Source organism: Pseudomonas sp. CH61, assembly GCF_059429415.1.
The window spans coordinates 4,379,418-4,403,690 of sequence record NZ_CM182098.1 but is presented as its reverse complement, the minus strand read 5'-3'; the positions used below and the strand labels follow the sequence as shown (position 1 = coordinate 4,403,690).

Annotated in this window: 24 protein-coding genes; 10 read left to right on the top strand and 14 right to left on the bottom strand. The window is 58.4% G+C overall.

Annotation, left to right across the window (positions count from 1 at the left end):
* Nucleotides 1–38 precede the first annotated feature (38 nt).
* On the bottom strand, nt 39–716 hold the full coding sequence (gene rnt, locus AC5SEM_RS19700) for a ribonuclease T (protein WP_007916667.1): 678 nt from the start codon (nt 714–716) through the stop codon (nt 39–41).
* On the bottom strand, nt 713–1,759 hold the full coding sequence (gene pyrC, locus AC5SEM_RS19695; protein ID WP_007916661.1) for a dihydroorotase: 1,047 nt from the start codon (nt 1,757–1,759) through the stop codon (nt 713–715). Before pyrC ends, rnt begins: the two co-directional genes overlap by 4 nt.
* A 160-nt stretch (nt 1,760–1,919) precedes the next feature.
* Between pyrC and AC5SEM_RS19690 the strand changes: the two genes are divergently transcribed.
* Together AC5SEM_RS19690 and AC5SEM_RS19685 are read left to right on the top strand one after the other, a co-directional pair.
* Nucleotides 1,920–2,828: a flagellar protein MotY gene (locus tag AC5SEM_RS19690; protein WP_160059244.1), complete on the top strand. Its 909-nt coding sequence runs from the start codon at nt 1,920–1,922 to the stop codon at nt 2,826–2,828.
* Between the two features lie 129 nt (nt 2,829–2,957).
* Nucleotides 2,958–4,175 (top strand): argininosuccinate synthase, encoded by a 1,218-nt coding sequence (locus AC5SEM_RS19685; protein ID WP_016986656.1) that lies wholly within the window; start codon nt 2,958–2,960, stop codon nt 4,173–4,175.
* Between the two features lie 133 nt (nt 4,176–4,308).
* Here the strand turns inward: AC5SEM_RS19685 and AC5SEM_RS19680 are convergent, their stop codons facing one another.
* The gene (locus AC5SEM_RS19680; RefSeq protein WP_495471092.1) at nt 4,309–5,025 is read right to left on the bottom strand and encodes a hypothetical protein; all 717 of its coding nucleotides are present in this window, start codon (nt 5,023–5,025) and stop codon (nt 4,309–4,311) included.
* A gap of 507 nt (nt 5,026–5,532) precedes the next feature.
* On the opposite strand from AC5SEM_RS19680, the gene AC5SEM_RS19675 reads away from it, so the two are divergent.
* Complete coding sequence (locus AC5SEM_RS19675; protein ID WP_007916656.1) at nt 5,533–6,159, top strand: response regulator transcription factor; 627 nt, start codon at nt 5,533–5,535, stop codon at nt 6,157–6,159.
* A gap of 88 nt (nt 6,160–6,247) precedes the next feature.
* Here the strand turns inward: AC5SEM_RS19675 and AC5SEM_RS19670 are convergent, their stop codons facing one another.
* The 8 genes from AC5SEM_RS19670 to metG form a co-directional block, all read right to left on the bottom strand.
* Entirely contained in the window at nt 6,248–6,427 is a 180-nt protein-coding gene (locus AC5SEM_RS19670; protein ID WP_495471091.1) for a PA3496 family putative envelope integrity protein, read from the bottom strand.
* Between the two features lie 107 nt (nt 6,428–6,534).
* Complete coding sequence (nth, locus tag AC5SEM_RS19665; RefSeq protein ID WP_077574364.1) at nt 6,535–7,173, bottom strand: endonuclease III; 639 nt, start codon at nt 7,171–7,173, stop codon at nt 6,535–6,537.
* The gene (locus AC5SEM_RS19660) at nt 7,170–7,751 is read right to left on the bottom strand and encodes an Rnf-Nqr domain containing protein (protein WP_495471090.1); all 582 of its coding nucleotides are present in this window, start codon (nt 7,749–7,751) and stop codon (nt 7,170–7,172) included. The genes nth and AC5SEM_RS19660 overlap by 4 nt, the downstream gene beginning before the upstream one ends.
* Nucleotides 7,748–8,353 carry an RnfABCDGE type electron transport complex subunit G gene (locus tag AC5SEM_RS19655; protein ID WP_495471089.1) on the bottom strand — a complete coding sequence of 202 codons (606 nt, stop codon included), beginning with the start codon at nt 8,351–8,353 and terminating at the stop codon, nt 7,748–7,750. The genes AC5SEM_RS19660 and AC5SEM_RS19655 overlap by 4 nt, the downstream gene beginning before the upstream one ends.
* On the bottom strand, nt 8,350–9,333 hold the full coding sequence (locus AC5SEM_RS19650) for an RnfABCDGE type electron transport complex subunit D (protein ID WP_495471088.1): 984 nt from the start codon (nt 9,331–9,333) through the stop codon (nt 8,350–8,352). Before AC5SEM_RS19650 ends, AC5SEM_RS19655 begins: the two co-directional genes overlap by 4 nt.
* Nucleotides 9,320–10,528 (bottom strand): electron transport complex subunit RsxB, encoded by a 1,209-nt coding sequence (rsxB, locus tag AC5SEM_RS19645; protein WP_495471087.1) that lies wholly within the window; start codon nt 10,526–10,528, stop codon nt 9,320–9,322. The genes AC5SEM_RS19650 and rsxB overlap by 14 nt, the downstream gene beginning before the upstream one ends.
* Entirely contained in the window at nt 10,525–11,094 is a 570-nt protein-coding gene (locus tag AC5SEM_RS19640; protein WP_495471086.1) for an electron transport complex protein RnfA, read from the bottom strand. The genes rsxB and AC5SEM_RS19640 overlap by 4 nt, the downstream gene beginning before the upstream one ends.
* 114 nt (nt 11,095–11,208) lie before the next feature.
* Nucleotides 11,209–13,260, bottom strand: a complete 2,052-nt coding sequence (gene metG / locus AC5SEM_RS19635; RefSeq protein ID WP_034153500.1) for a methionine--tRNA ligase — start codon at nt 13,258–13,260, stop codon at nt 11,209–11,211.
* A 155-nt stretch (nt 13,261–13,415) separates the two neighbouring features.
* Between metG and apbC the strand changes: the two genes are divergently transcribed.
* Complete coding sequence (gene apbC / locus AC5SEM_RS19630) at nt 13,416–14,510, top strand: iron-sulfur cluster carrier protein ApbC (RefSeq protein ID WP_095123282.1); 1,095 nt, start codon at nt 13,416–13,418, stop codon at nt 14,508–14,510.
* Between the two features lie 132 nt (nt 14,511–14,642).
* On the opposite strand, the gene AC5SEM_RS19625 is transcribed toward apbC, so the two are convergent.
* A complete protein-coding gene (locus AC5SEM_RS19625) occupies nt 14,643–15,401 on the bottom strand; it encodes an SDR family oxidoreductase (RefSeq protein WP_064391936.1) in 759 nt (252 codons plus the stop codon).
* 164 nt (nt 15,402–15,565) lie between these two features.
* Between AC5SEM_RS19625 and AC5SEM_RS19620 the strand changes: the two genes are divergently transcribed.
* The 4 genes from AC5SEM_RS19620 (at nt 15,566) to groL (ending at nt 19,078) form a co-directional block, all read left to right on the top strand.
* A complete protein-coding gene (locus tag AC5SEM_RS19620; protein ID WP_077574357.1) occupies nt 15,566–16,297 on the top strand; it encodes a HugZ family pyridoxamine 5'-phosphate oxidase in 732 nt (243 codons plus the stop codon).
* A 65-nt stretch (nt 16,298–16,362) separates the two neighbouring features.
* Nucleotides 16,363–16,839: an FxsA family protein gene (locus AC5SEM_RS19615; RefSeq protein ID WP_077574356.1), complete on the top strand. Its 477-nt coding sequence runs from the start codon at nt 16,363–16,365 to the stop codon at nt 16,837–16,839.
* Nucleotides 16,840–17,087: 248 nt separating this feature from the next.
* Nucleotides 17,088–17,381, top strand: coding sequence for a co-chaperone GroES (locus AC5SEM_RS19610; RefSeq protein ID WP_007916610.1), 294 nt, complete (start codon nt 17,088–17,090; stop codon nt 17,379–17,381).
* Between the two features lie 50 nt (nt 17,382–17,431).
* On the top strand, nt 17,432–19,078 hold the full coding sequence (groL, locus tag AC5SEM_RS19605; RefSeq protein ID WP_016986670.1) for a chaperonin GroEL: 1,647 nt from the start codon (nt 17,432–17,434) through the stop codon (nt 19,076–19,078).
* 193 nt (nt 19,079–19,271) lie between these two features.
* Here groL and AC5SEM_RS19600 read toward each other — a convergent pair whose 3' ends face one another.
* Together AC5SEM_RS19600 and AC5SEM_RS19595 are read right to left on the bottom strand one after the other, a co-directional pair.
* Nucleotides 19,272–20,015 carry a phosphatase PAP2 family protein gene (locus tag AC5SEM_RS19600; protein ID WP_495471085.1) on the bottom strand — a complete coding sequence of 248 codons (744 nt, stop codon included), beginning with the start codon at nt 20,013–20,015 and terminating at the stop codon, nt 19,272–19,274.
* A gap of 54 nt (nt 20,016–20,069) precedes the next feature.
* Nucleotides 20,070–22,019 (bottom strand): LTA synthase family protein, encoded by a 1,950-nt coding sequence (locus tag AC5SEM_RS19595; protein ID WP_495471084.1) that lies wholly within the window; start codon nt 22,017–22,019, stop codon nt 20,070–20,072.
* A 202-nt stretch (nt 22,020–22,221) separates the two neighbouring features.
* Here AC5SEM_RS19595 and colR point away from each other — a divergent pair, with 202 nt between their 5' ends.
* A complete protein-coding gene (gene colR, locus AC5SEM_RS19590; RefSeq protein ID WP_016986673.1) occupies nt 22,222–22,905 on the top strand; it encodes a two-component system response regulator ColR in 684 nt (227 codons plus the stop codon).
* Nucleotides 22,895–24,169 carry a sensor histidine kinase gene (locus tag AC5SEM_RS19585; protein WP_077574353.1) on the top strand — a complete coding sequence of 425 codons (1,275 nt, stop codon included), beginning with the start codon at nt 22,895–22,897 and terminating at the stop codon, nt 24,167–24,169. The genes colR and AC5SEM_RS19585 overlap by 11 nt, the downstream gene beginning before the upstream one ends.
* Nucleotides 24,170–24,273: the final 104 nt, after the last annotated feature.

Genomic DNA, 24,273 nt, shown 5'->3' with positions numbered 1-24,273 from the left:
CGGTTTTTTATGCGCGGGATTTACCCGACGACCAACAATCAGTCGTCGAAGTCTTCCCAGCCGCCCATCTGTTTCCAGCGGTTGACGATGCCGCAGAACAGCTCAGCGGTTTTCTCGGTGTCGTAACGTGCCGAGTGCGCCTCACGGCCATCGAAATCGATGTCGGCAGCCTGGCAGGCTTTCGCCAGTACGGTTTGACCGTAGGCCAGACCGGCCAGCGTCGCGGTGTCGAAGCTGGAGAACGGATGGAACGGGTTGCGCTTCATGTCCAGACGCGCAACGGCCGCGTTGAGGAAGCCAAGGTCGAAGCTGCTGTTGTGACCGACCAGAATCGCGCGCTTGCAGCCGTTGGCCTTCAGCGCCTTGCGGATGCCACGGAAAATGTCGGTCAGCGCAGTTTCTTCGCTGACCGCCATGCGTAGTGGGTGATCGAGCTTGATCCCGGTGAACTCCAGCGCCGCTGCTTCGATGTTGGCGCCTTCGAACGGCTCAACACGGAAGAAGTAGGTGTGGTCCGGGTAAACAAAACCCTTTTCATCCATGGCGATGGTGGTCGCGGCAATCTCCAGCAACGCATCGGTGGCCGAGTTGAAACCACCGGTTTCTACGTCGACGACTACCGGCAGATAGCCGCGAAAGCGTGCTGCCATCGGGTGACGGGAACCGCCACCACCACTTTGACCGTCCAGTTCGTCGTCGAAATGGTCTTCACTCACGCGTGTTCCTCCAGCAGGCGCCAGCGCAGTTTTTCACCGGCGCGCAGCGGGATAACGGTCAGCTCGCCGAATGGCAGGCTGGTCGGGGCGGTCCATTCTTCACGAACCAGGGTGATGCGATCGGTGTTTGCCGGCAGGCCGTAGAAACGCGGGCCGTTGAGGCTGGCGAAGGCTTCGAGCTTGTCCAGCGCGTTACGCTGTTCGAAGGCTTCGGCATACATCTCGATGGCGGCGTACGCGGTGTAGCAGCCGGCGCAACCGCAAGCGGCTTCTTTGGCGTGCTGCGCGTGCGGCGCCGAATCGGTGCCAAGGAAGAACTTCGCGCTGCCGCTGGTGGCGGCGTCGAGCAGGGCTTCCTGGTGCGTATTGCGTTTGAGGATCGGCAGGCAATAGAAGTGCGGCCGAATCCCGCCCACCAGCATGTGGTTGCGGTTGTAGAGCAGGTGATGCGCGGTGATGGTCGCGCCAACGTTGGCTGAAGCCTCGTTGACGAACTGCACGGCGTCGCCGGTGGTGATGTGTTCGAACACCACTTTCAACGTCGGGAAACGCTCGACCACGCGGCGCATGTGCTCATCGATGAAAATCTTTTCGCGGTCGAACACATCGACGTCGCCACGGGTGACTTCACCGTGGATCAACAGCGGCATGCCGACTTCGGCCATGGCTTCGATCGCCGGCAGAATCTTGTCGATGCTGGTCACGCCGGAATCGGAGTTGGTGGTCGCGCCGGCCGGGTACAGCTTGGCGGCATAGACAAAACCGCTGGCCTTGGCCTCACGAATTTCTTCGGGCTGGGTGCGGTCGGTGAGGTACAGCACCATCAGCGGCTCAAAGCGACTGCCGGCCGGGCGGGCAGCGAGAATCCGCTGGCGATAGCCGTCGGCTTCAGCGGCGTTGCGCACCGGGGGTACCAGGTTGGGCATGATGATGGCGCGACCAAAAGTGCGCGCAACATCGGCAACGGTATTGGTCAACACGGCACCATCGCGAAGATGAATGTGCCAGTCGTCGGGACGCAGCAGGGTCAGGCGGTCGGACATGAGGGGATTCCAGGCGGGTCAAACTGAGGCGAATGCTACCGGAAAAGACTCTTGCAGGCACTCGCTATCAAGTTTTGCGGGAAGCTTCCGATATCCCGTAGGTATGCCGTAAACATAGTGTGAATCGGTCTTTGTGTTTCAGAAGCCAATGGAGCCTCCCGTGCGCCAGCGTTATTTAGCCTTGCTCAGTGTGTTTGCCAGCCTTCCCGCGATGGCGCTCACGTACCAGACCCGTCTGGAGAACATTGAGTGGACGGTCGCCGGCGACAAGTTCGAATGTCGTCTGACCCAGCCGATCACCGATTTCGGCTCGGGCGAGTTCGTGCGCAAGGCGGGCGAGCAGGCGATCTTTCGTCTGAACGCCTACAACGCCATGCTTGGCGGTGGTTCGGCAACGTTGCTGGCAGCCGCTGCGCCTTGGCAGCCGGGGCGTGGTGACATCAATCTGGGCAGCGTCCGGCTTGGCAGCGGCAACGTGCTGTTCAGCAGTTCGCAGTCGCAGGCCGGTGGTCTGATCAGCGGTCTGCTGGACGGGCGCAGCCCGGTTGTACGTCGCGCGTCTGGCGATGGCCGTGTCTCGGAAGTGCGTTTATTGCCGGTGAAATTCAGCAAAGCGTTTAACGACTATCAGACCTGTGTGGCGAAATTGCTGCCGCAGAATTTCGACCAGATCAAGCAGTCGCAGATCGGCTTCCCCGGCGAGGGCGTTGATCTGGACGCCGCCGCCAAGGCCAAGCTGCAAGTGATGCTCGAATTCATGAAGGCCGATCCGACGGTCAATCACATCGAGCTCGATGGCCACTCGGACAACAGCGGCAATCGCCTGACCAACCGTGAACTGTCGCGCCGCCGAGCGCTGGCAGTGGTCGACTTCTTCAAGGCCAACGGCATTCAGGAATCGCAGATCACCGTACGCTTCCATGGCGAGCAATATCCGATCGTGCCGAACACCAATGCGGCCAATCGTGCGAAGAACCGTCGGGTCAATGTAAAACTGGCGCGCGTGGCTCCAGTGACCGCTCCAGCACCGCAAGCGAGCACGCCAGCCAGCACTGCAGCGACTTCCTGACCCGCCGGTCATCGTCGCGCTCTCGACAGATTCTGTCGCTTTGTCGTCTTAAGCTGTCGCGCCTCTGTAAATTATCGCGTTTGAGCGGTAGACTCCTCGGCTTTCCGTAGAACCCCGTGGAGTGATGGCATGGCGGACGTAAACAAGGTCGTTCTGGCGTATTCCGGCGGCCTGGACACTTCGGTGATCCTCAAGTGGCTGCAGGATACTTATAACTGTGAAGTGGTGACCTTCACCGCCGATCTCGGTCAAGGCGAAGAGGTCGAGCCGGCCCGCGCCAAGGCCCAGGCCATGGGCGTCAAAGAAATCTACATCGACGATCTGCGCGAAGAATTCGTGCGTGATTTCGTGTACCCGATGTTCCGCGCCAACACCGTTTACGAGGGCGAGTACCTGCTGGGTACTTCCATCGCACGTCCGCTGATCGCCAAACGTCTGATCGAAATCGCCAACGAAACCGGCGCTGACGCCATTTCCCATGGCGCCACCGGCAAGGGCAACGACCAGGTGCGTTTCGAACTGGGTGCCTACGCACTCAAGCCAGGCGTAAAAGTCATTGCACCTTGGCGCGAGTGGGACCTGCTGTCCCGCGAAAAACTGATGGACTACGCCGAGAAGCACGCGATCCCGATCGAGCGTCACGGCAAGAAGAAGTCCCCGTACTCGATGGACGCCAACCTGCTGCACATCTCCTATGAAGGCGGCGTGCTGGAAGACACCTGGACCGAGCACGAAGAAGACATGTGGAAATGGACCGTCTCTCCGGAGAACGCTCCTGATAAACCACAGTATCTGGAACTGACCTACCGTAACGGCGACATCGTTGCGCTGGACGGCGTCGAAATGACTCCGGCCACCGTGCTGGCAACGCTGAACAAGATCGGTGGCGCTCACGGTATCGGCCGTCTCGACATCGTTGAAAACCGTTACGTCGGCATGAAGTCCCGTGGTTGCTACGAAACCCCGGGCGGCACCATCATGCTGCGCGCTCACCGCGCCATCGAGTCGATCACCCTGGACCGCGAAGTCGCTCACCTGAAAGACGAGCTGATGCCGAAATACGCCAGCCTGATCTACACCGGTTACTGGTGGAGCCCTGAGCGTCTGATGCTGCAACAGATGATCGATGCTTCGCAGGTCAACGTGAACGGTGTCGTTCGCCTGAAGCTGTACAAAGGCAACGTGATCGTCACTGGCCGCAAGTCCGACGACTCGCTGTTCGATGCCAACATCGCGACCTTCGAAGAAGACGGCGGTGCTTACAACCAGGCCGACGCGGCGGGCTTCATCAAGCTCAACGCGCTGCGCATGCGCATTGCGGCCAACAAGGGTCGCAAGCTGTTCTAAGCGTTGCAGACTGACGCGCAATGAAAAGGGCGGCCTTGTCATCGAGACAAGGTCGCCCTTTTTGCATCATTCTTTGCCTATCTCTGATCGAGCCGTGCTCCTGGTCTTCGCGTTCGTGGCTACGACTCATCTTTCATGCCCGTCCCAGCAGCGTCACCGCTTGTGAGCACAGGTTATAAACAATACAAAGCGTTTTGCCTGAGCCTTTTTTAACCTGCTTGATGTGCAGCAGCGCATTTTTCGTCAGTAAAACGTCCGACACATGATTGGAAAGAAACACCACCACACGGACAGTTTTCCTGTCGAGGTTTCGGATATTTTCCAGAATCGTGGCTAATTCTTTCGACGCGTCGACATCTCGCGCATCAATGAGATGCAGGTTGCTGATCGACGCGGGCAACTGGATGTTGTGCTGAACAATCAGACTCGACTTGGTGTTGGTCCCCCCAGGTGGGTCGGGCGCGGTGTGCACTGTGCACGAGACTTTGCATTCCACTGTGGCTGACTCGTTGGGCACGATACAACTTGATAGTTCAAATGTACCTTGCGTGGATGACTGCTGAGTCGAAGTGTTTCGTTTGCTCTCGCGGTCATTGTTGTCGATTGTTTTTAGAAAACTCTTGTCTTTGCCGAAGTCTGATGGCGAATAGAGAGAGCGGTAGTTAAAGTTTAAAGTAATAAAAAACAGAAATAGCAGATAGAATGGAAAGCTGATCAGAAACCACACGTAAATCTCTCTGTCTTTGTTGTCGAGAAAAGGCAGGGAAACTGCGGCTGATGTTTCCGAAATGGCTGCAAATATGGCAATTACTGTCATTGGGTTAGTGATCTTGTTTTTTATTTTTAGCATGTTTGTGCTCTTGTGTCTGGTCTTTCTCATGGTTAATGGTTTGTGTTGGTTGAGAAGTGGGTAGTTGGTTTTCAGGTATTTATATTTATAGTAAAAGTATTGGGTCGGGTATAAATATCTTGTTTCAAGTGTTTATATTCTGCTCGCTGTTATCGAGTCCGTGTGTCTGCTATTGCGTTATGTTTGCGGTTTGTAATAAATGTCGTCTGCCGGGCGCAAGCTCAAGGGGAGCGAGGCCGTTTTGGCCAGTGCAGGTCAGCGGCGAGTCACCAACTCGATGTCGTCAGTCGTAGTCTGTAACAAGTTGGAAGAGAACTATTGCTTTGGATGGAGGAGGGAATAACGTCGGATTTTTAGGAGGGTAGCGATTTTTTGTAGGATTAATCCGCGATCGCTGTAGGGGATGTCTCTCGATGCAAGTGCATGATAACCCCGGCATGCCATAGAGCAAGTGACTGGGCTATTGTGCGTGTTCTAAAAATTCGAACAGCGAAACTGGACTTGCCCATGAATAAAGTGCTGATCGTGGATGATCACCCTGTCATTCGTCTTGCGGTACGTATGCTGATGGAACGTCATGGCTACGAAGTCATCGCAGAAACTGATAACGGTGTGGATGCGTTACAACTTGCTCGCGAACAAATGCCGGATATTGTCATTCTGGATATAGGAATACCAAAACTTGATGGTCTGGAAGTTATTGCACGCCTGACGTCGACGGCGATGCCTATTAAAGTACTGGTGTTGACTTCCCAGGCGCCTGGGCACTTTTCAATGCGCTGCATGCAGTCGGGGGCTGCCGGTTATGTCTGTAAACAGCAGGACTTGACCGAGTTGCTCAGCGCAATCAAGGCCGTCTTGTCCGGCTACAGTTATTTTCCCAATCAGGCTTTGCATACAGTGCGTACCAGTCTGGGTAATGCCAGTGAAGCCGACATGGTCGATCGTCTGTCCGGTCGGGAAATGATGGTGTTGCAGCAGTTGGCGCGGGGCAAGACCAACAAGGAAATCGCCGATGGCATGTTTTTGAGCAACAAAACCGTGAGCACCTACAAGACTCGCTTGTTGTTGAAGCTCAATGCGCGCTCACTGGTTGATCTGATCGAGCTGGCGCAGCGTAATGGTCTGGTCTGAATGTATCGATGGCTGACAGGATCATGGGCCGATCAAACTCAGCTAGCCGCAGAAAGTGAAAAGCCTCCGGTTCGGGAGGCTTTAAGTATCAGAGATCAAAATCGTAATCGGCCAGTTGCTTTTGCAACCGGCGTTCCTCAAGCATGTTATCGATCGTGCGGCGCTTGCTCAGATTGGTCTTGGCGACCTCGACCACTGGTTCTGCGTCATCGGGGTCAGCGGCAGTAAACTCGTCCTCTACGTCCAATTGCTTTTCATCGCTACTCATAAGGTTAGCTCCCGGCTAAGACTGCCTTTGGCGCTCCTTATATCGATATTCCTGCGGCGGGTAAAAAAGATTTTTTCAATCGACTTATCAATTTTCCCAATAGCCGGTCAATCGTCCGAAGTTTTGTCTTTGTACTCGCATAAATCCTCGATGCGGCAACTGCCGCAGCGTGGCTTGCGGGCCAGACACACATAACGGCCGTGAAGAATCAGCCAGTGATGAGAGTCGAGCAGGAATTCTTTGGGTACGAACTTCATCAGCTTCTTTTCCACTTCAACCACATTTTTACCTGGTGCAATGCCGGTACGGTTGCTGACCCGAAAGATGTGGGTGTCGACGGCCATGGTCAGTTGCCGGAAAGCCGTATTGAGTACGACGTTGGCGGTCTTGCGGCCCACTCCCGGCAAGGCTTCGAGCTCTTCACGGGTTTGCGGAACCACACTGCCGTGGCGTTCGACCAGCAGGCGGCAGGTTTCGATGACGTTCTTGGCCTTGCTGTTGTAGAGACCGATCGTCTTGATGTATTCCGATAGACCTTCGACCCCTAAAGCGTGGATCGCCGCCGGCGTATTGGCCACCGGAAACAGCTTTGCCGTGGCCTTGTTGACGCCGACGTCAGTCGACTGCGCAGAAAGAATCACGGCGATCAACAGCTCGAACGGCGAGGAGTAGGCCAGCTCAGTCTTCGGCTCCGGATTGTCTTCGTGCAGGCGGCGGAAAATCTCCAGACGTTTTGCAGCATTCATGGGCGATGCGTTTCCTTGGATATCGAGTTCGGGCGAATCAACGCCTGGCGCGCCGCCAACAGCAGCGCCAACAAAATAAAAGCACCGGGGATCAAGGTGATCAGGTGCAGCCCTTCGCTAAATACAACAAAACCTGGCCAGTCTTCGGACAGCCCCCGGCCGAGACTACCGTGACCGATGAGTTCACGCAGCCCGGCGAGCAGCAACATCAATCCGCCGAACATGCCGCAGAGTTTCAAGCGCTCGACCAGCGATGAGCGCCAGAAGCCATTGTGTTCCAGTACCACGCATTGCAAGGCGATCAGGCCGGCATAGAGGCTGAATGTTTGCTGCCAGGGCAGAAACCAGCGTTGCGCCAACAGGTCTGCACAACTGCTGAAGGTCGCGGCGAGCAGCAGGCCAGCCAGCAATGCGCTCGTGCCAGTGAGGCGAGAGCGTAAAACAGGCATGCACAGGCCATACAGACCCACGACACTGGCGAACATCAATAATGCCCCCAGTGCGCCTGCCAAGGAGTCACTGGTGCCAAGCAGCAGTGTCAGCATCAAAGCATTCGAAAGGGCTGCCGAGCGGTTCATGTTCCGCTCCCCAGCAGTGCCGACCGATGTTCATCGAAGTAGCGCAGCGCATCATGGATAGCGCTGATCGCCGCGCGAGATGTGATGGTCGCACCGGCGATTTGATCAAATTGTCCTTGATCCTTTTTCAGCGCCCAGCCTGCATCGGTCGGCTCTTTGGCTGATTGGCCGGTAAACGTTTGCAGCCAGGCATTCGGCCAGTCACCCAGATGCCCGCCGAGTGCCGGGGTTTCGGTCTGTTCAAGGGTTTTCACCGCCAATAATTTGCCGGTGGTATCGATGGCGATCAACAGCTCAATGGCACCCGCATAACCCTGGGTCTGAGTGCGCAACAGTATCGCGACGGCCTGGCCGTCTCGAGTCGCGCGATAGCCGCCCGACAAGGTGCTGTGACTCAGGGTGGTGTCTGTCAAAGCCAGAGGCTGTTCCAGCGGTTGATTGTCGTAGGTCTCGAGCGGGAGCAGGTCGAGCAGTTTGCGGCTTTCGATCAAGCGCTGTTCGGCGGCAATCTGCGGTGCGTTAATGCGCTGTACGAAGTAGGTCGCGCCGATGCCGATCACCGCCAACAGCAGCACAATAAACGCGCTCGCCGTACGATTCATGGCCTCACCTCAACCTGACGGTCAGTGGCAAATCGCTCCAGCGCCGGCACGCAAAGATTCATCAGCAGCACCGCAAACGCCACGCCATCCGGATACCCACCCCAGGTGCGAATCAAATAAGTCAGCAGCCCGACCCCGATGCCGAACAGCAGGCGGGCGAGCGCGGTTTTAGCTCCCGAGACCGGTTCTGTGATGATGAAGAACGCGCCCAGCATGGTCGCGCCACTGAGCAGGTGGAACAGCGGCGACCCCTGCGAGTCCGACCCGGAACCATTCCAGAACAGCAGGCTGACAACAAACAGGCTGGCGAGCATGCCTGCCGGTGCGTGCCAACCGAAGACCCGGCGTTGCAGCAAAAACAAGCCCCCGGCGAGAAACGCCAGATTCACCCATTCCACACCGTGGCCGCCAAAGCGACCGAACGCCGGATTGCTGGCGAACAATTCGTCCATGGTCAGGCTTTTGTTGATGCGCAGGCTGTCCAGCACCGTGGCCTGCGCCCAAGCGTCCGGCGCCTGGCCTGCACCGAACACCTGTTGAAACGCTGCCGTCAGATCCAGGCCATGGGCCGGCCAATGGGTCATCGGCTGCGGGAACATCACCATGGCCAAGGCAAACCCGAGCATCGCCGGATTGAACGGATTTCGACCGACGCCGCCGTACGCGTGCTTGCCAAACAACAGACCCGTGGCAATCGCCGTCACCGTCAGCCACCACGGGCAATAAGGTGGCAGGGCGGCGGCGAGCAATGTCGCGCTGACCAGTGCACTGCCGTCGCGGAGTGTCGGCTGCATTGGCTGTCGACGCAGTCGGAGGACAGCTGCTTCGACCATCAGCGCGGTGACGATAGCCAACATCAAGTTGATCAACACGCCCCAGCCGTACAACCAGAACAGCGTCAGCAGCCCCGGCAACGAGGCCAGCAGCACCCGTTTCATCGCCTGTTGCAGGCGGTCTTCGGGTGCCTCAAGGGGCGACATGATCTTGCACCTGGCGCTCGGCGTCTTGCAGGCGGGCGCGGGCCTTGTCGAGGGTTTCACTGGGCGTGTCGGCGCGACGTTCGAGTTTATTGAGGTCCGCGCGGGCGTAGGCCAATTCGGTTTTCAACTGGCGAAGCTGGCTGTCGATAGGGCGTTTTTCGACGCGCACCAGGTCAGGCAAAGGTTGATCGCTGTTGGCTTCGGCGGCGTGCAGGGCCTGCTCGGCATCGCTTAATGCTTGTTCCAGCGCGGCGATCTGCTCCGGCGCCGCTTCGGCGGTTTGGGCTTTTTTCAGATCAGCGCGGCGCATGGCCAACTGGATCTTCGCCCGTTTCAGATCGGCGTCTTTGGCAGGGGCAGGCACTGTGGGTGCTGGCGCAGCGCTGCTTTCAACGGCCGCCAGAGCCTGTTCGGCCGCTTCGAACTGCTGCTGCAACACGATCAGTTGGGTCTGCTGCTCGAACGTTGGCGGATGGCCGAAAGCTTTCAACGATTTGTGCAATTGCGCACGGCTCATGGCCACATCGATCTTGGCTTTCTTCAGCGCCGCATCAGCGGTCGCCGCTTTCTGCGCACGCACCCGTTCCAGTGCTGCCTGTACCGGATCGGTTGCAGTCACTTCAGGTTGCGCCGCCCGTTTTGCCCGCGCTTCACGCTCTGCCTGCTTTTGTTGTTCTTCGCGTTGCAAGCGCTGGTTTCGACGCTCGAAACGTTGACGCGCGTGGTCGCGTTTGGCCGCCCGTGCGCGCTGTTCTTCAAGACTGAATGCCAGACCGCCAACCACCGGCAACGTGCTCGGTGGCAATGGATGCATTTCGATGCAATCCACCGGGCACGGCGCAACACACAAGTCGCAACCGGTGCATTCGTCAATGATCACCGTGTGCATCAGTTTCGCCGCGCCGACAATCGCGTCGATCGGGCAGGCCTGGATGCACTTGGTGCAGCCAATGCATTCGGCTTCACGGATGAACGCCACTTGCGGCGGCGCTGTGCCGCGACTGATGTCCAGTTCCAGCACCGGCACTTTCAACAGTTCAGCCAGCGCGGCAATGGTTTCGTCACCGCCCGGCGGGCACTTGTTGATCGGCTCGCCTGCGACGATGCCTTGCGCATACGGCTTGCATCCGGGATGGCCGCATTTACCGCATTGGGTCTGCGGCAGAAGGGCATCGATGCGTTGAATCAGACTCATGTTTTGATCAGTCCACTGAATCCGAGAAAAATCACTGCGATCAATCCGGCGCTGATCAAATCGATCGGCAAGCCACGAAAGGGCAGGGGAATGTCGTTATCGGCCGTACGTTCACGCAAATCCTGGAACAGGCTCAGTACCAACCAGAAACCCAGCCCGGCACCCAGGCTCAAAGCGGTCGCCTGCAGCAGGCCCCGATCGTTTTGCGCATTGATCAGTGCCAGCCCGAGCACGCCGGCATTGCCCAGCAACAATGGCCACAAACCTCCGAAGGGCAGATTCGGCAGCCTGCGCGCGAGCAGCTTCAACAGTGGCGCAATCAGCAACACACTCAACAGCAGAAACACAAACAGGCGCAGCGCCTCAAGTTGCAACGGCACCAACAGCCAATGCCAGATCGCATAACCCGCCACACCGACAACCAACATCAGGCACAACGTCGCGAGCCCCAACGCATGCACCTGACGACGACTGGCCGCCAACAGCGGATCGACGCCCAGCGGCCAGTGCAACACGAAGTTGTTGAGCAGCGCAGCACTGATAAGCGTAAGCACGAGTTCGGTCATGGTTCTGCCAGCGAAACGGGCGGGTGTCTCTTAAGGTTAGGCATTATCCGGCCAGATATGAAAAATCCCACAGGCATGCCGGGCACGCCTGTGGGATCAATTCACCGCCGAGTGTTACTTGATGCGTTGACCCGGCTTGGCGCCGCTGTCAGGGCTCAGCAGGTAGATTTCTTCACCGCCAGGGCCGGCCGCCATCACCATGCCTTCGGAGATACCGAACTTCATTTTCCGTGGCTTGAGGTTGGCGATCATCATGGTCAGGCGACCGTCGAGTTTGGACGGATCCGGATAGGCGCTCTTGATGCCCGAGAACACGTTGCGTTGCTCGTCACCGATGTCGAGGGTCAAACGCAGCAGCTTGTCAGCACCTTCCACGTGTTCGGCCTTGACGATCAGTGCGACGCGCAGGTCGATCGCGGCAAAGGCATCGAAGTCGATTTCCGGCGACAGCGGATCCTTGGCCAGTTCGCCATTGCCGGCCGGGGCGGCGGCGCCGGTGTCGGTCTGGCTGGCGGTCAGGTCTTCTTTCGAGGCGTCGCTCATGGCTTGTACTTTTACCGGGTCGATGCGGGTCATCAACGGTTTGAATTCGTTGAGCTGGTGGTTGGCCAGCAGCGTGGTGTGGTCGTTCCAAGTCAGCGGGGCGACGTTGAGGAACGCTTCGGCATCGGCGGCCAGCAGCGGCAGCACCGGTTTGAGGAAGATCACCAGTTGGCGGAACAGGTTGATGGCGGTGGCGCAGATCGCCTGGACTTCATCCTGCTTGCCTTCCTGCTTGTTCAACGACCACGGTGCCTTGTCGGCGATCCACGCGTTGGCGCGGTCGGCCAGGGCCATGGTTTCACGCATGGCGCGGGCGAAATCACGGGCCTCGTAGGCGTCGGCAATGCTTGGCGCGGCAGCGAGGAACGCCTCGGTCAGCTCCGGCGCGGCATTGGTGCCGACCAGCAGGCCAGCGTTACCTTTCTGAATGAAACCGGCGCAACGGCTGGCGATGTTGACCACTTTGCCGACCAGGTCGGAGTTGACCTTCTGCACGAAGTCTTCGAGGTTCAGATCGAGGTCATCGACGCCACGGCCCAGTTTGGCCGCGTAGTAGTAGCGCAGGTATTCCGGCGACAGGTGATCCAGATACGTACGGGCCTTGATGAAGGTGCCGCGCGACTTGGACATTTTCTGGCCGTTGACGGTCAGGTAGCCGTGTACGTTGATGCCGGTCGGCTTGCGGTAGCCGGCGCCTTCAAGCATCGCTGGCCAGAACAGCGCGTGGAAGTTGACGATGTCCTTGCCGATGAAGTGGTACAGCTCGGCGGTGGAATCCTTGGCCCAGAACGCGTCGAAATCCAGATCCGGCGTGCGGTCGCAGAGGTTCTTGAAGCTGGCCATGTAGCCGATTGGCGCATCCAGCCACACGTAGAAATACTTGCCTGGCTCGCCCGGGATCTCGAAACCGAAGTACGGCGCATCGCGGGAGATGTCCCACTGTTGCAGGCCGGCGTCCAGCCATTCGGCGATCTTGTTGGCGACGGCGTCTTGCAGGGTGCCGCTGCGGGTCCAGGTCTGCAGCATTTGCTGGAAGTCTGGCAGTTTGAAGAAGAAGTGCTGGGAGTCCTTGAGCACCGGGGTGGCGCCAGAGATCGCCGACTTCGGATCTTTCAGGTCGGTCGGGGCGTAGGTCGCACCACATTTTTCGCAGTTGTCGCCGTACTGGTCTTCGGTGCCACATTTCGGGCAGGTGCCCTTGATGAAGCGGTCGGCCAGGAACATTTTCTTTTCCGGGTCGAAATACTGGGTGATCGAGCGCTGGGCGATGTGCCCGGCGTCACGCAGCTTGATGTAGATCTGGCTCGACAGCTCACGGTTTTCTTCGGCGTGAGTGGAGTGGAAGTTGTCGAAATCAACCAGGAACTCGGCAAAGTCGGCGCTGTGTTCAGCCTGCACATTGGCGATCAGTTGTTCCGGGGTGATGCCTTCCTTTTCCGCGCGCAGCATGATCGCCGAACCGTGGGCGTCGTCGGCGCAGACGTAAATGCATTGATTGCCGCGATGCTTCTGGAAGCGCACCCACATATCGGTCTGGATATATTCCAGCATATGGCCAAGGTGAATCGAACCGTTGGCGTAGGGCAGGGCGCTGGTGACGAGGATCTTGCGTGGTTCGGACATGTGGGGCTTCGCTACTTGATGAAACGGAGGTCGGCCACTATAAAGCGCCGGGCAAGATATTTCACCCCTGCAAATCGTTGCCGGGCGTGCCGTCCGGAGGATAGAAGGGGTAGGATACCCGCCATCTTTTCCCAGTCTTGTTATCGGAGTTGCCCATGAGCGCCGTCACTCGCGCAGCGGTGGAAGCCGTCCTCAGCCAATACACCGACCCTTACCTGAACCAGGACCCGGTCAGCGCCGGTTGCGTGAAGCACATCGAGATCGTCGGTGACCGCGTCAACGTGCAGCTGGAAATCGGTTACGCCGCCGGTCTGTTCAAGAGCGGCTGGGCGCAATTGCTGCAACTGGCCATCGAGAATCTTGATGGCGTGGTGATCGCCAAGGTTGAAGTGAACAGTGTTATCGCTGCGCACAAGGCGCAGGCGCAGATTCCGGGGCTGGCCAACGTCAAGAACGTGGTCGCCGTGGCGTCGGGCAAGGGCGGCGTGGGCAAGTCGACCACCGCCGCCAACCTCGCGCTGGCCCTGGCCCGTGAAGGCGCCAAAGTGGGGATTCTCGACGCTGATATCTACGGCCCGAGCCAAGGCATCATGTTCGGCATTCCCGAGCGCACCCGCCCTGAGGTCAAGGACCAGAAGTGGTTCGTGCCGCTCAAGGCTCACGGCGTTGAGGTCATGTCGATGGCGTTCCTGACCGACGACAACACGCCGATGGTCTGGCGCGGGCCGATGGTCTCCGGCGCCTTGCTGCAACTGGTCACGCAAACCGCGTGGGGCGATCTGGATTATCTGGTCATCGACATGCCACCGGGCACTGGCGATATCCAGCTGACCCTGGCGCAGAAAGTCCCGGTGGCCGGCGCAGTGATCGTCACCACGCCACAGGATCTGGCACTGCTGGACGCACGCAAAGGCGTGGAAATGTTCCGCAAGGTCAACATTCCGGTGCTGGGCGTGGTGGAAAACATGGCCGTGCACATCTGCTCGAACTGCGGGCATGCCGAGCATCTGTTCGGTGAGGGCGGTGGTGAAAAACTGGCAACCCAGTACGGCGTAGAGCTGCTGGCGTCGCTGCCATTGTCGATGTTGATCCGCGAACAGGCCGACGGCGGCAAGCCAACGGTGATTGCCGAGCCGGACAGCCAGATTGCCATGGTCTATCAGGAACTCGCCCGCCACGTCGGCGCGCGGATTGTGTTGCAGGAAGCGGCGACACCGGCGATGCCGAACATCACCATCAGCGACGATTGATGCATCCGCAACACTGAATAAACCTGTAGGAGTGAGCCTGCTCGCGATAACGGTCGATCATTCAACACATTTGTTGAATGTTAATCCGCTATCGCGAGCAGGCTCACTCCTACATTTGTTTTGTGTTGGCAGTTAGATCCGCAGCCCGCCATCCATCTCCAGAATCCGCCCGGTGTAATAGTCGTTTTCGAAGATATACGCCGCCGAGTGCGCAATCTCTTCCGGCTTGCCCATGCGCTTGAGCGGAATCCCCGAAGTCATCTTCTCCAGCGCTTCCGGCTTCATGCCCAGGGTCATCTCGGTTTCGATGAAGCCCGGCGCAATCCCCGCCACGCGAATGCCATATCGCGCCAGTTCTTTCGCCCAAGTCACCGTCGCCGCCGCTACACCGGCCTTGGCCGCCGAATAGTTGGTCTGGCCAACGTTGCCCGCCCGCGAGATCGACGAAATATTGATGATCGCGCCGCTGGTCTTCAGCTCGACCATTTTCGCCGCCACCTCACGGGTGCAGAGGAACACGCCGGTCAGGTTGACGTCGATGACGGCCTGCCACTGTGCCAGGCTCATCTTGGTCATTTCACCGTCCTTGACCTTCAACAGCAGGCCATCACGCAGGATCCCGGCGTTGTTGATCAGGCCGTGGATCGCGCCGAAATCGGCGGCGACCTGAGCGACCATGTGCTCGACCTGCTCTTCATTGGCGACGTTGCACAGATAGCTGCGCGCCTCGACGCCCTTGGCCTTGCAAGCCGCGACCGCGTCGTCGAGCTTTTCCTGATTGAGGTCGACGAGGGCGAGCTTCGCGCCTTTGCCGGCGAAATACTCGGCCATCGAACGGCCCAAACCCTGGCAACCGCCAGTGATAATGATTACTTTGTCGTTGAGTTGCATTCGCATGCCCCGATAGCAGGTCTGAGTAGTTTTTGTTTTCAGCGACTCCCGATCTGCACCGGCCGTGGCAGGTGTGCACATGAGAGTTGCCCGCTGGCGTGACGGGGACTTGATCCCGGGCGCCCGTCCGTTTTTTCGACGGATACTATTTAAGGAGTCATAAATTGAGCGTTGAAGTGGCGAAGAATGCCCGAGAATTGCTTCTCAAGGAATACCGTGGAGTGCTGTCGACACACTCCAAATCGATGCCTGGTTTTCCTTTTGGCTCCGTGGTGCCGTACTGCCTGGACGAGCAGGGCCGGCCGCTGATCCTGATCAGCCGCATCGCCCAGCACACCCACAACCTGCAAAAAGACCCGAAATGCTCGATGCTCGTCGGCGAGCGCGAGGCCGATGATGTGCAAGCCGTTGGTCGCCTGACCTATCTGGCCGAAGCGCAAAAGCTCGAAGACGCAGCTGCCATCGAAGCTGCCGCCGAGCGTTACTACCGTTACTTCCCGGATTCGCAGAACTACCACAAGGCCCACGATTTCGACTTCTGGGTATTGAACCCGGTGCGTCACCGCTACATCGGCGGTTTCGGCGCGATTCACTGGATCGATCAACTGACCCTGGCCAATCCGTTTGCCGGCAAGGCCGAAATCAGCATGGTCGAACACATGAACAGCGATCACGCCAAAGCCATCGCGCACTACGTCGACCTTGCCGGTCTGCCGAAAACTGTACCGGCGCAACTGGCCGGGATCGACACCGAAGGCATGCACCTGCGCATCGGTCAGGCACTGTACTGGTTGCCGTTTCCGGCACCTTGTAATACGCCGACACAAGTGCGCGAAGCCCTGGTTTCATTGGCTCACGCCGAGGTCTGGGGAAAAAATACAGTGGCCGATGCTTGAATTCACGAAAGGGCGACGTCATCTAAGGCTTACTGCAAGGCATTTCTTGCGTTGAGGAAACTTTGATGCGCCCTTTTCTGTTGCTCTTTCTGCTGTTTCCAGTGCTGGAGCTGTTCGTATTCGTCAAAGTGGCAGGCTCAATCGGGTTTTTCCCGGCCCTGCTGCTGATCATTCTCGGCTCGATGTTCGGTGTTTTTGTGCTGCGCGTCGCCGGTCTGGCCACCGCCCTGCGTGCCCGTGAAAGCCTGAACCGCGGCGAACTGCCCGCGCAAACCATGCTTGAAGGGCTGATGCTGGCGTTGGCCGGCGGCCTGTTGATCCTGCCGGGCTTCATCAGCGATGTGGTCGGTCTGGTCATGCTGCTGCCATTCAGCCGCCGGTTGCTGGCGAACAAAATGCGTCAGCGCGCCGAAGAACAGGCCATGCGTCAGCGTGCGTTCGCCGACGACCTGCAGCCCCGTGGCGGTCCTGCACCGCGTCAGCCTCTGGGCCGCGAGGGTGATGTGATCGAAGGCGAGTTCGAACACCGCGACAGCAAGTAACTGCGTTAGCCACACGGCACCTTCGGGTGCCGTGTTCATTTATGGGCCTCCAGAGTGAAAAATTTTCTGGGCTCGCCCTTGTAATAAGCTTATGCGCCCTTATGTATCGGTCACCGAAAGGTTTCTGGCATTTGAGCCAGTCAGTCTTCCGCGGTTCGTTCGACGAACCGCAACCGGCGCAGGCCGGATTTGTTAAACCCGCCGGGACTACACCGGCCGATGAAAACCACAATTAGGAGAGATCGACAATGAAGCTTCGTCCTCTGCATGACCGCGTCGTAATCCGTCGCAGCGAAGAAGAAAAGAAAACCGCTGGCGGTATCGTCCTGCCAGGTTCGGCTGCTGAAAAAGCCAACCACGGTGTGATTCTCGCTGTAGGCCCGGGCAAAGCTCTGGAAAACGGCGAAGTGCGCGCACTGTCCGTTAAAGAAGGCGACAAGGTTGTGTTCGGTCCTTACTCCGGCAGCAACACAGTGAAAGTCGACGGCGAAGACCTGCTGGTAATGAGCGAGAACGAAATCCTCGCTGTTATCGAAGGCTGATACCCCCGTTCATTTTCCCGCTACTACAAAGTATTTAAGGAATATCGATCATGGCTGCTAAAGAAGTTCTGTTTGGCGATTCCGCCCGTAAAAAAATGCTCAAGGGCGTCAACGTCCTGGCTGACGCAGTAAAAGCGACCCTGGGCCCGAAAGGCCGTAACGTGATCATCGAGAAGAGCTTCGGCGCTCCGACCATCACCAAGGACGGCGTTTCCGTCGCCAAAGAAATCGAACTCGAAGATCGCTTCGAAAACATGGGCGCGCAGCTGGTCAAAGACGTTGCCTCCCGTGCCAACGATGACGCTGGTGACGGTACTACCACCGCTACCGTTCTGGCTCAGTCGATCGTCAACGAAGGCCTGAAAGCCGTCGCTGCCGGCATGAACCCGATGGACCTGAAGCGTGGTATCGACAAAGCGACCATCGCGATCGTCAAAGAGCTGAAGAACCTGTCCAAGCCATGCGCTGACACCAAGGCAATCGCTCAGGTCGGCACCATCTCGGCCAACTCCGACAGCTCCATCGGCGACATCATTGCCGAAGCCATGGAAAAAGTCGGTAAAGAAGGCGTGATCACCGTTGAAGAAGGCACTGGCCTGGAAAACGAACTGTCGGTTGTTGAAGGCATGCAGTTCGACCGTGGTTACCTGTCCCCGTACTTCGTCAACAAGCCAGAGACCATGGTTGCCGAGCTGGACAGCCCGCTGATCCTGCTGGTCGACAAAAAGATCTCGAACATCCGCGAAATGCTGCCAGTGCTGGAAGCCGTTGCCAAAGCCGGCCGTCCACTGCTGATCGTTTCCGAAGACGTTGAAGGCGAAGCCCTGGCGACTCTGGTTGTGAACAACATGCGTGGCATCGTTAAAGTCGCCGCCGTCAAGGCGCCAGGCTTCGGCGACCGTCGCAAGGCCATGCTGCAGGACATCGCTGTTCTGACCGGCGGTACCGTTATCTCCGAAGAGATCGGCCTGAGCCTGGAAGCCGCTACCCTGGAAAACCTCGGTAGCGCCAAGCGTGTGACCATCTCCAAGGAAAACACCATCATCGTTGACGGTGCTGGCGTAGAAGCTGACATCCAGGCGCGTATCACTCAGATCCGTGCCCAGGCAGCTGAAACTTCCTCGGACTACGACCGTGAAAAACTGCAAGAGCGTCTGGCCAAGCTGTCCGGCGGCGTTGCAGTGATCAAGGTTGGCGCTGGTTCCGAAGTTGAAATGAAAGAGAAGAAAGCCCGCGTTGAAGATGCCCTGCACGCAACCCGTGCAGCCGTTGAAGAAGGCGTGGTACCTGGCGGTGGCGTTGCGCTGATCCGTGCTCTGCAAACCCTGAACGACCTGAAAGGCGACAACGCTGATCAGGACGTCGGTATCGCTGTTCTGCGCCGCGCTGTTGAAGCGCCGCTGCGTCAGATCGCTGCCAACAGCGGCGACGAGCCAAGCGTTGTGGTCAACGAAGTCAAGAACGGCAAAGGTAACTTCGGTTACAACGCTGCAACTGGCGAATACGGCGACATGATCGAAATGGGCATCCTGGACCCAACCAAGGTGACTCGTTCCGCTCTGCAAGCGGCATCGTCGATCGGCGGTCTGATCCTGACCACCGAAGCGGCAGTAGCTGACGCGCCGAAGAAAGACGGCGGCGCTGGCGGCGGCATGCCAGACATGGGCGGCATGGGTGGCATGGGCGGCATGATGTAAGCCAGCCTTGCCCCTGTAACGCAAAACCCCGCTGGCGAAAGTCAGCGGGGTTTTTTATTGCCCAAATATCAGCGTCACCCCCAAACCCCTGTGGGAGCGAGCCTGCTCGCGAAGGGGACGGATCAGCCAGCATTAATGTTGAATGACACAGCGCATTCGCGAGCAGGCTCGCTCCCACAATCGGATCTATATTTCAGGCGCTGATGGGTTGCGCCTTGACCACGGCCGCGGTTTTCACCGCCGGGCGATACAGCACCCAGTAATACGACCCCAGACAAATCAGCCAGCAGAAAATCGCCGTCCATACGTTGTGCGAGAAGAAGTGCGCACCCTGCATCATCCGGCTGATCGAAAACACCGAACCCAGTGCGAAGGCAAAGATAAACGCCTGACGGGCCAGGCGTGGACGGCGATCACGCAAGACAAAAAACAGCGCAAAAAGAGTGAACCCCGTCGCCGCATGACCACCCGGCCAGCAACGGCCTGGCTTGTCGGTCTGCGGGCGATGCTCCATCAGTTTGCTGTAGGTTTCATGGCCGCCGAATTGTTCCAGGCTCCAAGGGCATTGCACCGCAGTCACGGCTTTGACCGGAGTGACGAACGAGGTCGCCAGGCCCAGCGACAGCACCAGGCAGCCCAGTTCACGCTTGAATGGCTTCAGTCTTGCGATAAAAAACGAGCCGATAAAGCCCAGTACCGCAAACACCGAGAAGCCGATCACCACCTGTTTGGCGCGATCGTGCAGGATGTCTTCAAGGAAAAAACTGTGGCGGCCAATGAAGTCGCCGGCCACCGGGTCATAGAACAACCGCGCCAGCACCATGTCCAGATCAGTCATTTCCAGCAGGACCAGCGTGAGCGCTGCAACGACGGGAATGCCCAGATAAAGCCACAGATTCATCGGGCGAGGAGTGGGGCGTACAACAGTTGATGACATGTTGGTTCCTGAATAAAAGAAAACGCCCCGGGGCATCAGCCCGGGGCGCTTCGATTAACGTTCGCTGACTTGTGGAGCACCCTCCTTGGGTGCTTTCCAGGCAAGCAGCTGTTGCTTGAAGCCATAACTGGCGGTTTGGTAATAAGTGATCGCGCGGCTGATCAGTGGATCATCACTGGTCGCTCGGGATTCGCGGCTCTCGGTCAGCGCATCGTCATGCCGACGCAAGCCCTGACGCGGGCTGAGGATCGCCAGATCCTTGCCGTCGAACAGGCCCAGATGCTGGTAGTTGCCGACCACCACACGTGGTGGCAGCGGGTTATCCTGCAACAGGTTGCGACCGAAGAACGTCGATTGGTAATCCATGTTCAACAGGCCCAGCAGCGTCGGCGCAAGATCGATCTGGCTGGCCAGTTGGCCACTTTCACGCGGCTCGACCAGTTTCGGCGCATAGATAAACAGTGGGATTTGATAGTTGGTGATCGGCAAGTCTTCTTTACCGGCGCTACCGGCCGTGTGGTCGGCGACGAAGATGAAGATCGTGTTGTCGAACCACGGTTTCTGCCGCGCCTGCTCAAGGAACTGGCCAATCGCGTAGTCGGTGTATTTCACCGCGCCATCACGACCGTTACCGGATTTGATGTCGATCCGGTCGTCCGGATAGGTGTAGGGGCGATGGTTGGAGGTGGTCATCAACTGCAACAGAAACGGTTGCTGCTTGGCATAGTCAGCATCGGCCAGTTTCAGGGTCTGTTTGTACAGGTCCTCGTCGGCCATGCCCCAGGCGTTCTTGAAATGAATCTCGGCTTCGTCAACGCTGCTCTGATCGACCACGCGGTAACCATTGCCACTGAAAAACGCGTTCATGTTGTCGAAGTAGCCGCGCCCGCCATAGACAAACACGCTGTCGTAGCCCACCGCGCTGAGTTGCTGACCGAGGCTGGCGAAACCGCTTTCACGACCGATGCGTTTGACGATCGAACGGCCCGGGGTCGGTGGAATGGCCAGGGTGATGGCTTCCAGGCCGCGGTCGGTACGGGTACCGGTGGCGTAGAAGTTGTTGAAGTACAAGCTCTGTTTGCGCAAGGCATCCAGATTCGGTGTCAGGTTACGCTCGTCGCCATTGCTGCCCAGGTACTTGGCGCTGAGGCTTTCGATGGTTACCAGCACGATGTTCGGTTTGCGTGGGGTGCCGGGGTTGTCGATCATCCGGCGGATGTCCTGCGGGTCCTTGCCGATGAACTGCGCGTTGGGTTCATTCAGTTCGGCACGAATCTGCTGGGCGACTTTTTCCGGCGCCAGGCTGCCGTAAAACTGCGTGTAGTCCAGTTCGTTGTTCCGGAACGCGGCGAAGAACTGATATGGGCCATTGCTTGCCAGTTCGTTCTGATAGGCGTTGCCGCCCTGCGCACGCGGCGCATCCTGGCTGAGCAGTTGCAGGCTCAGGCCGGCGACCACCAGCAACGCCAATGCATTGAGCAGACGTCCACGTAACGGCGGCAGCGGAGCGTCCAGCGCAGAGTTGAACGGCTTGCGCAGGGCAAAACTGATAGCAATGGCCAGCAGCGCCAGAATGCTCAACAGCGTACCGATCGGATACGACTCCAGCACGTTGTTCAGCACTTCGTCGGAATACACCAGATAGTCGACGGCGATGAAGTTGAAGCGCACACCGAACTCGTCCCAGAACAGCCACTCGGCCACCGAGACGAACAGCATGGCGAACAGGCTGACGGTCAGCAGCCCTTGCAGAAACCAGCGATGGCCACGGCGACGCCACAGCGCTGGCGGGCAGAGCAGCAGGTACAGGCCCATCGGCAGCGCGGCATAGGCGAGGAAACCCAGGTCATACAAAAGACCGATGCCGAACACGGAAAGCGCAATGCCGCCGGCCTCATCAAGGTGAGTCAGCAGCAGGACGGTTCGAGTCAGGAAGAACAGCACCAGCCAGACGCCAGTGACCAACAGCAGAAGGCGCATGGGCGCCGTCTTGAAAAAGTCCATTGTCTACATTCCTTATATCTAATGGCGCGAGAGTCTCGCGTTGTCACTGTAGTCAGGTTGTGAACCAATAGTGAAAAACTCGTTAAGCTTTGAATTTGCCTGAGAGAGTTGATTTACGAAGTTTTCAGCCCTAGCCCTGAGCTGGCGATGGCCTTAAGCTGCGCGAGCCATGACGGCCGTTACTGTGTACGGAGGAGTGCCCATGCGAATTCTATTGGTTGAAGACAACCGCGATATCCTCGCCAATCTGGCCGATTACCTGGGGCTCAAAGGCTATACCGTCGATTGCGCCCAAGACGGTCTGTCAGGCCTGCATCTGGCCGCCACCGAGCATTACGACCTGATCGTGCTCGACATCATGCTGCCCGGCATCGATGGCTACACCCTGTGCAAACGCCTGCGTGAAGACGCCCGTCGTGACACGCCGGTGATCATGCTCACCGCTCGTGATCAGCTCGATGATCGTCTGCAGGGGTTCAAGTCCGGGGCTGACGATTATCTGGTCAAACCGTTCGCCCTGTCGGAACTGGCCGCGCGCGTCGAAGCGGTGATGCGGCGTACCCAGGGTGGCGGACGCCGGGCGTTGCAGGTCGGAGATCTGAGCTATGACCTCGATACACTGGAAGTGACCCGTGAAGGCAAGTTTCTCAAGCTCAACCCGGTCGGCCTGAAGTTGCTGGCGGTGTTGATGCAGAAGAGCCCGCATGTCTTGCGTCGGGAAATTCTTGAGGAGGCGCTGTGGGGTGATGATTGCCCGGACAGCGACAGCCTGCGCAGCCACGTACACCAATTGCGTCAGGTGATTGACAAACCGTTCGCCAAACCACTGCTGCACACCGTGCATGGCGTCGGTTATCGCTTGGCCGAGGGCCGCGATGGAGTTTAAGCAAAGCCTTTCCCAGCGGATCATCATCGCTTTTGCGCTGATGAGCGCACTGGTGGCCGGCGCGTTTGCCATGGGCATTGTTGCGACCGTGCACCTTGTGGAAGAGAAGTTGATTTCGGCCGGGCTGGGCGGCGACCTGCAGCGCCTTTTGCTCATGGACAATGTTTCGGACTGGAGCCACCGCCCGGAACCGGACCAATTGTTCTATTTCAGCGGCGGGCCGGGTGATTTCGAGCTGCCCAAGGACTTGCGTCACCTCGATGCGGGTTTCCATGAAGTGTTCCGCGAGCAACTCTCGTATCACGCGATGGTCGAGATCGTCGACGGTCGGCGTTATGTGCTGCTGCAGGATCAAAGCGATTTCGAAGAGCGCGAGCGGGTACTGTTTGCCGTGGTGCTGGTGGGCTTCGTGCTCAGCCTGGCCCTGGCGGTATTCCTCGGTTGGGTACTCGCACGCAAGGTGATGGCGCCGGTGGTGCGGCTGGCCCGACAAGTGCGCCATCGCGACCAGTTACTCGGACTGGCACCGCCGCTGGCGCCGGATTATGCGGCAGACGAAGTCGGCGAACTGGCGGTGGCGTTCGATGCCACGCTGGGACGTCTGCGTCAGGCGCTGACCCGTGAAAGATTGTTCACCAGCGACGTCAGTCACGAGTTGCGCACGCCATTGATGGTGCTGGCCAGCTCCTGCGAGCTGCTGATGGAAAACCCGGCCATCGATCAGCGCGGGCGTAATCAGGTCGAGCGCATTGCGCGAGCCAGTGAGGAAATGCGCGAACTGGTGCAGACCTTCCTGATGCTCGCCCGCTCCCAGCGCGAAGATGCCGGCTCGGCGCCGCAACAGAATCTCGCTCAAGTTGCGGACAGCCTGTTGTGCGTGTGGCGTGAGCCGATCGAAAGCAAAGGGTTGACCTTGCAGTTCGAACCGGGGAATCCGCCGCACACGTGCTACAACGCGACCTTGCTGACCGCGGTGATGGGCAACCTGTTGCGCAACGCTTGCCACTACACCGAGAAGGGCTTTATTCGCCTGACGCTCAACGGCAGCGGTTTCGTGGTGGAGGACTCCGGTGTCGGCATTCCGGAAGAAAAACGCGAAGCCATGTTCGAGCCTTTCGTACGTGGCAGCGAAAAGCGTGGCGAAGGTCTGGGACTGGGATTGTCGCTGGTGCAGCGGATCTGCGAGAACCAGGGCTGGACCGTCAGTTTGAGCACGATGGAGCCCAATGGCTGCCGCTTCGAGGTGGATCTGGGCAAAATCTGACGCAGGGGGTGGCGCAAGGCTACTCCCTCTAACCTGTCTGAATCCTGTATAACGCTGTAATAATTTGTCTGTTTACCGGACATTTTTTTCACAAACGGATGACC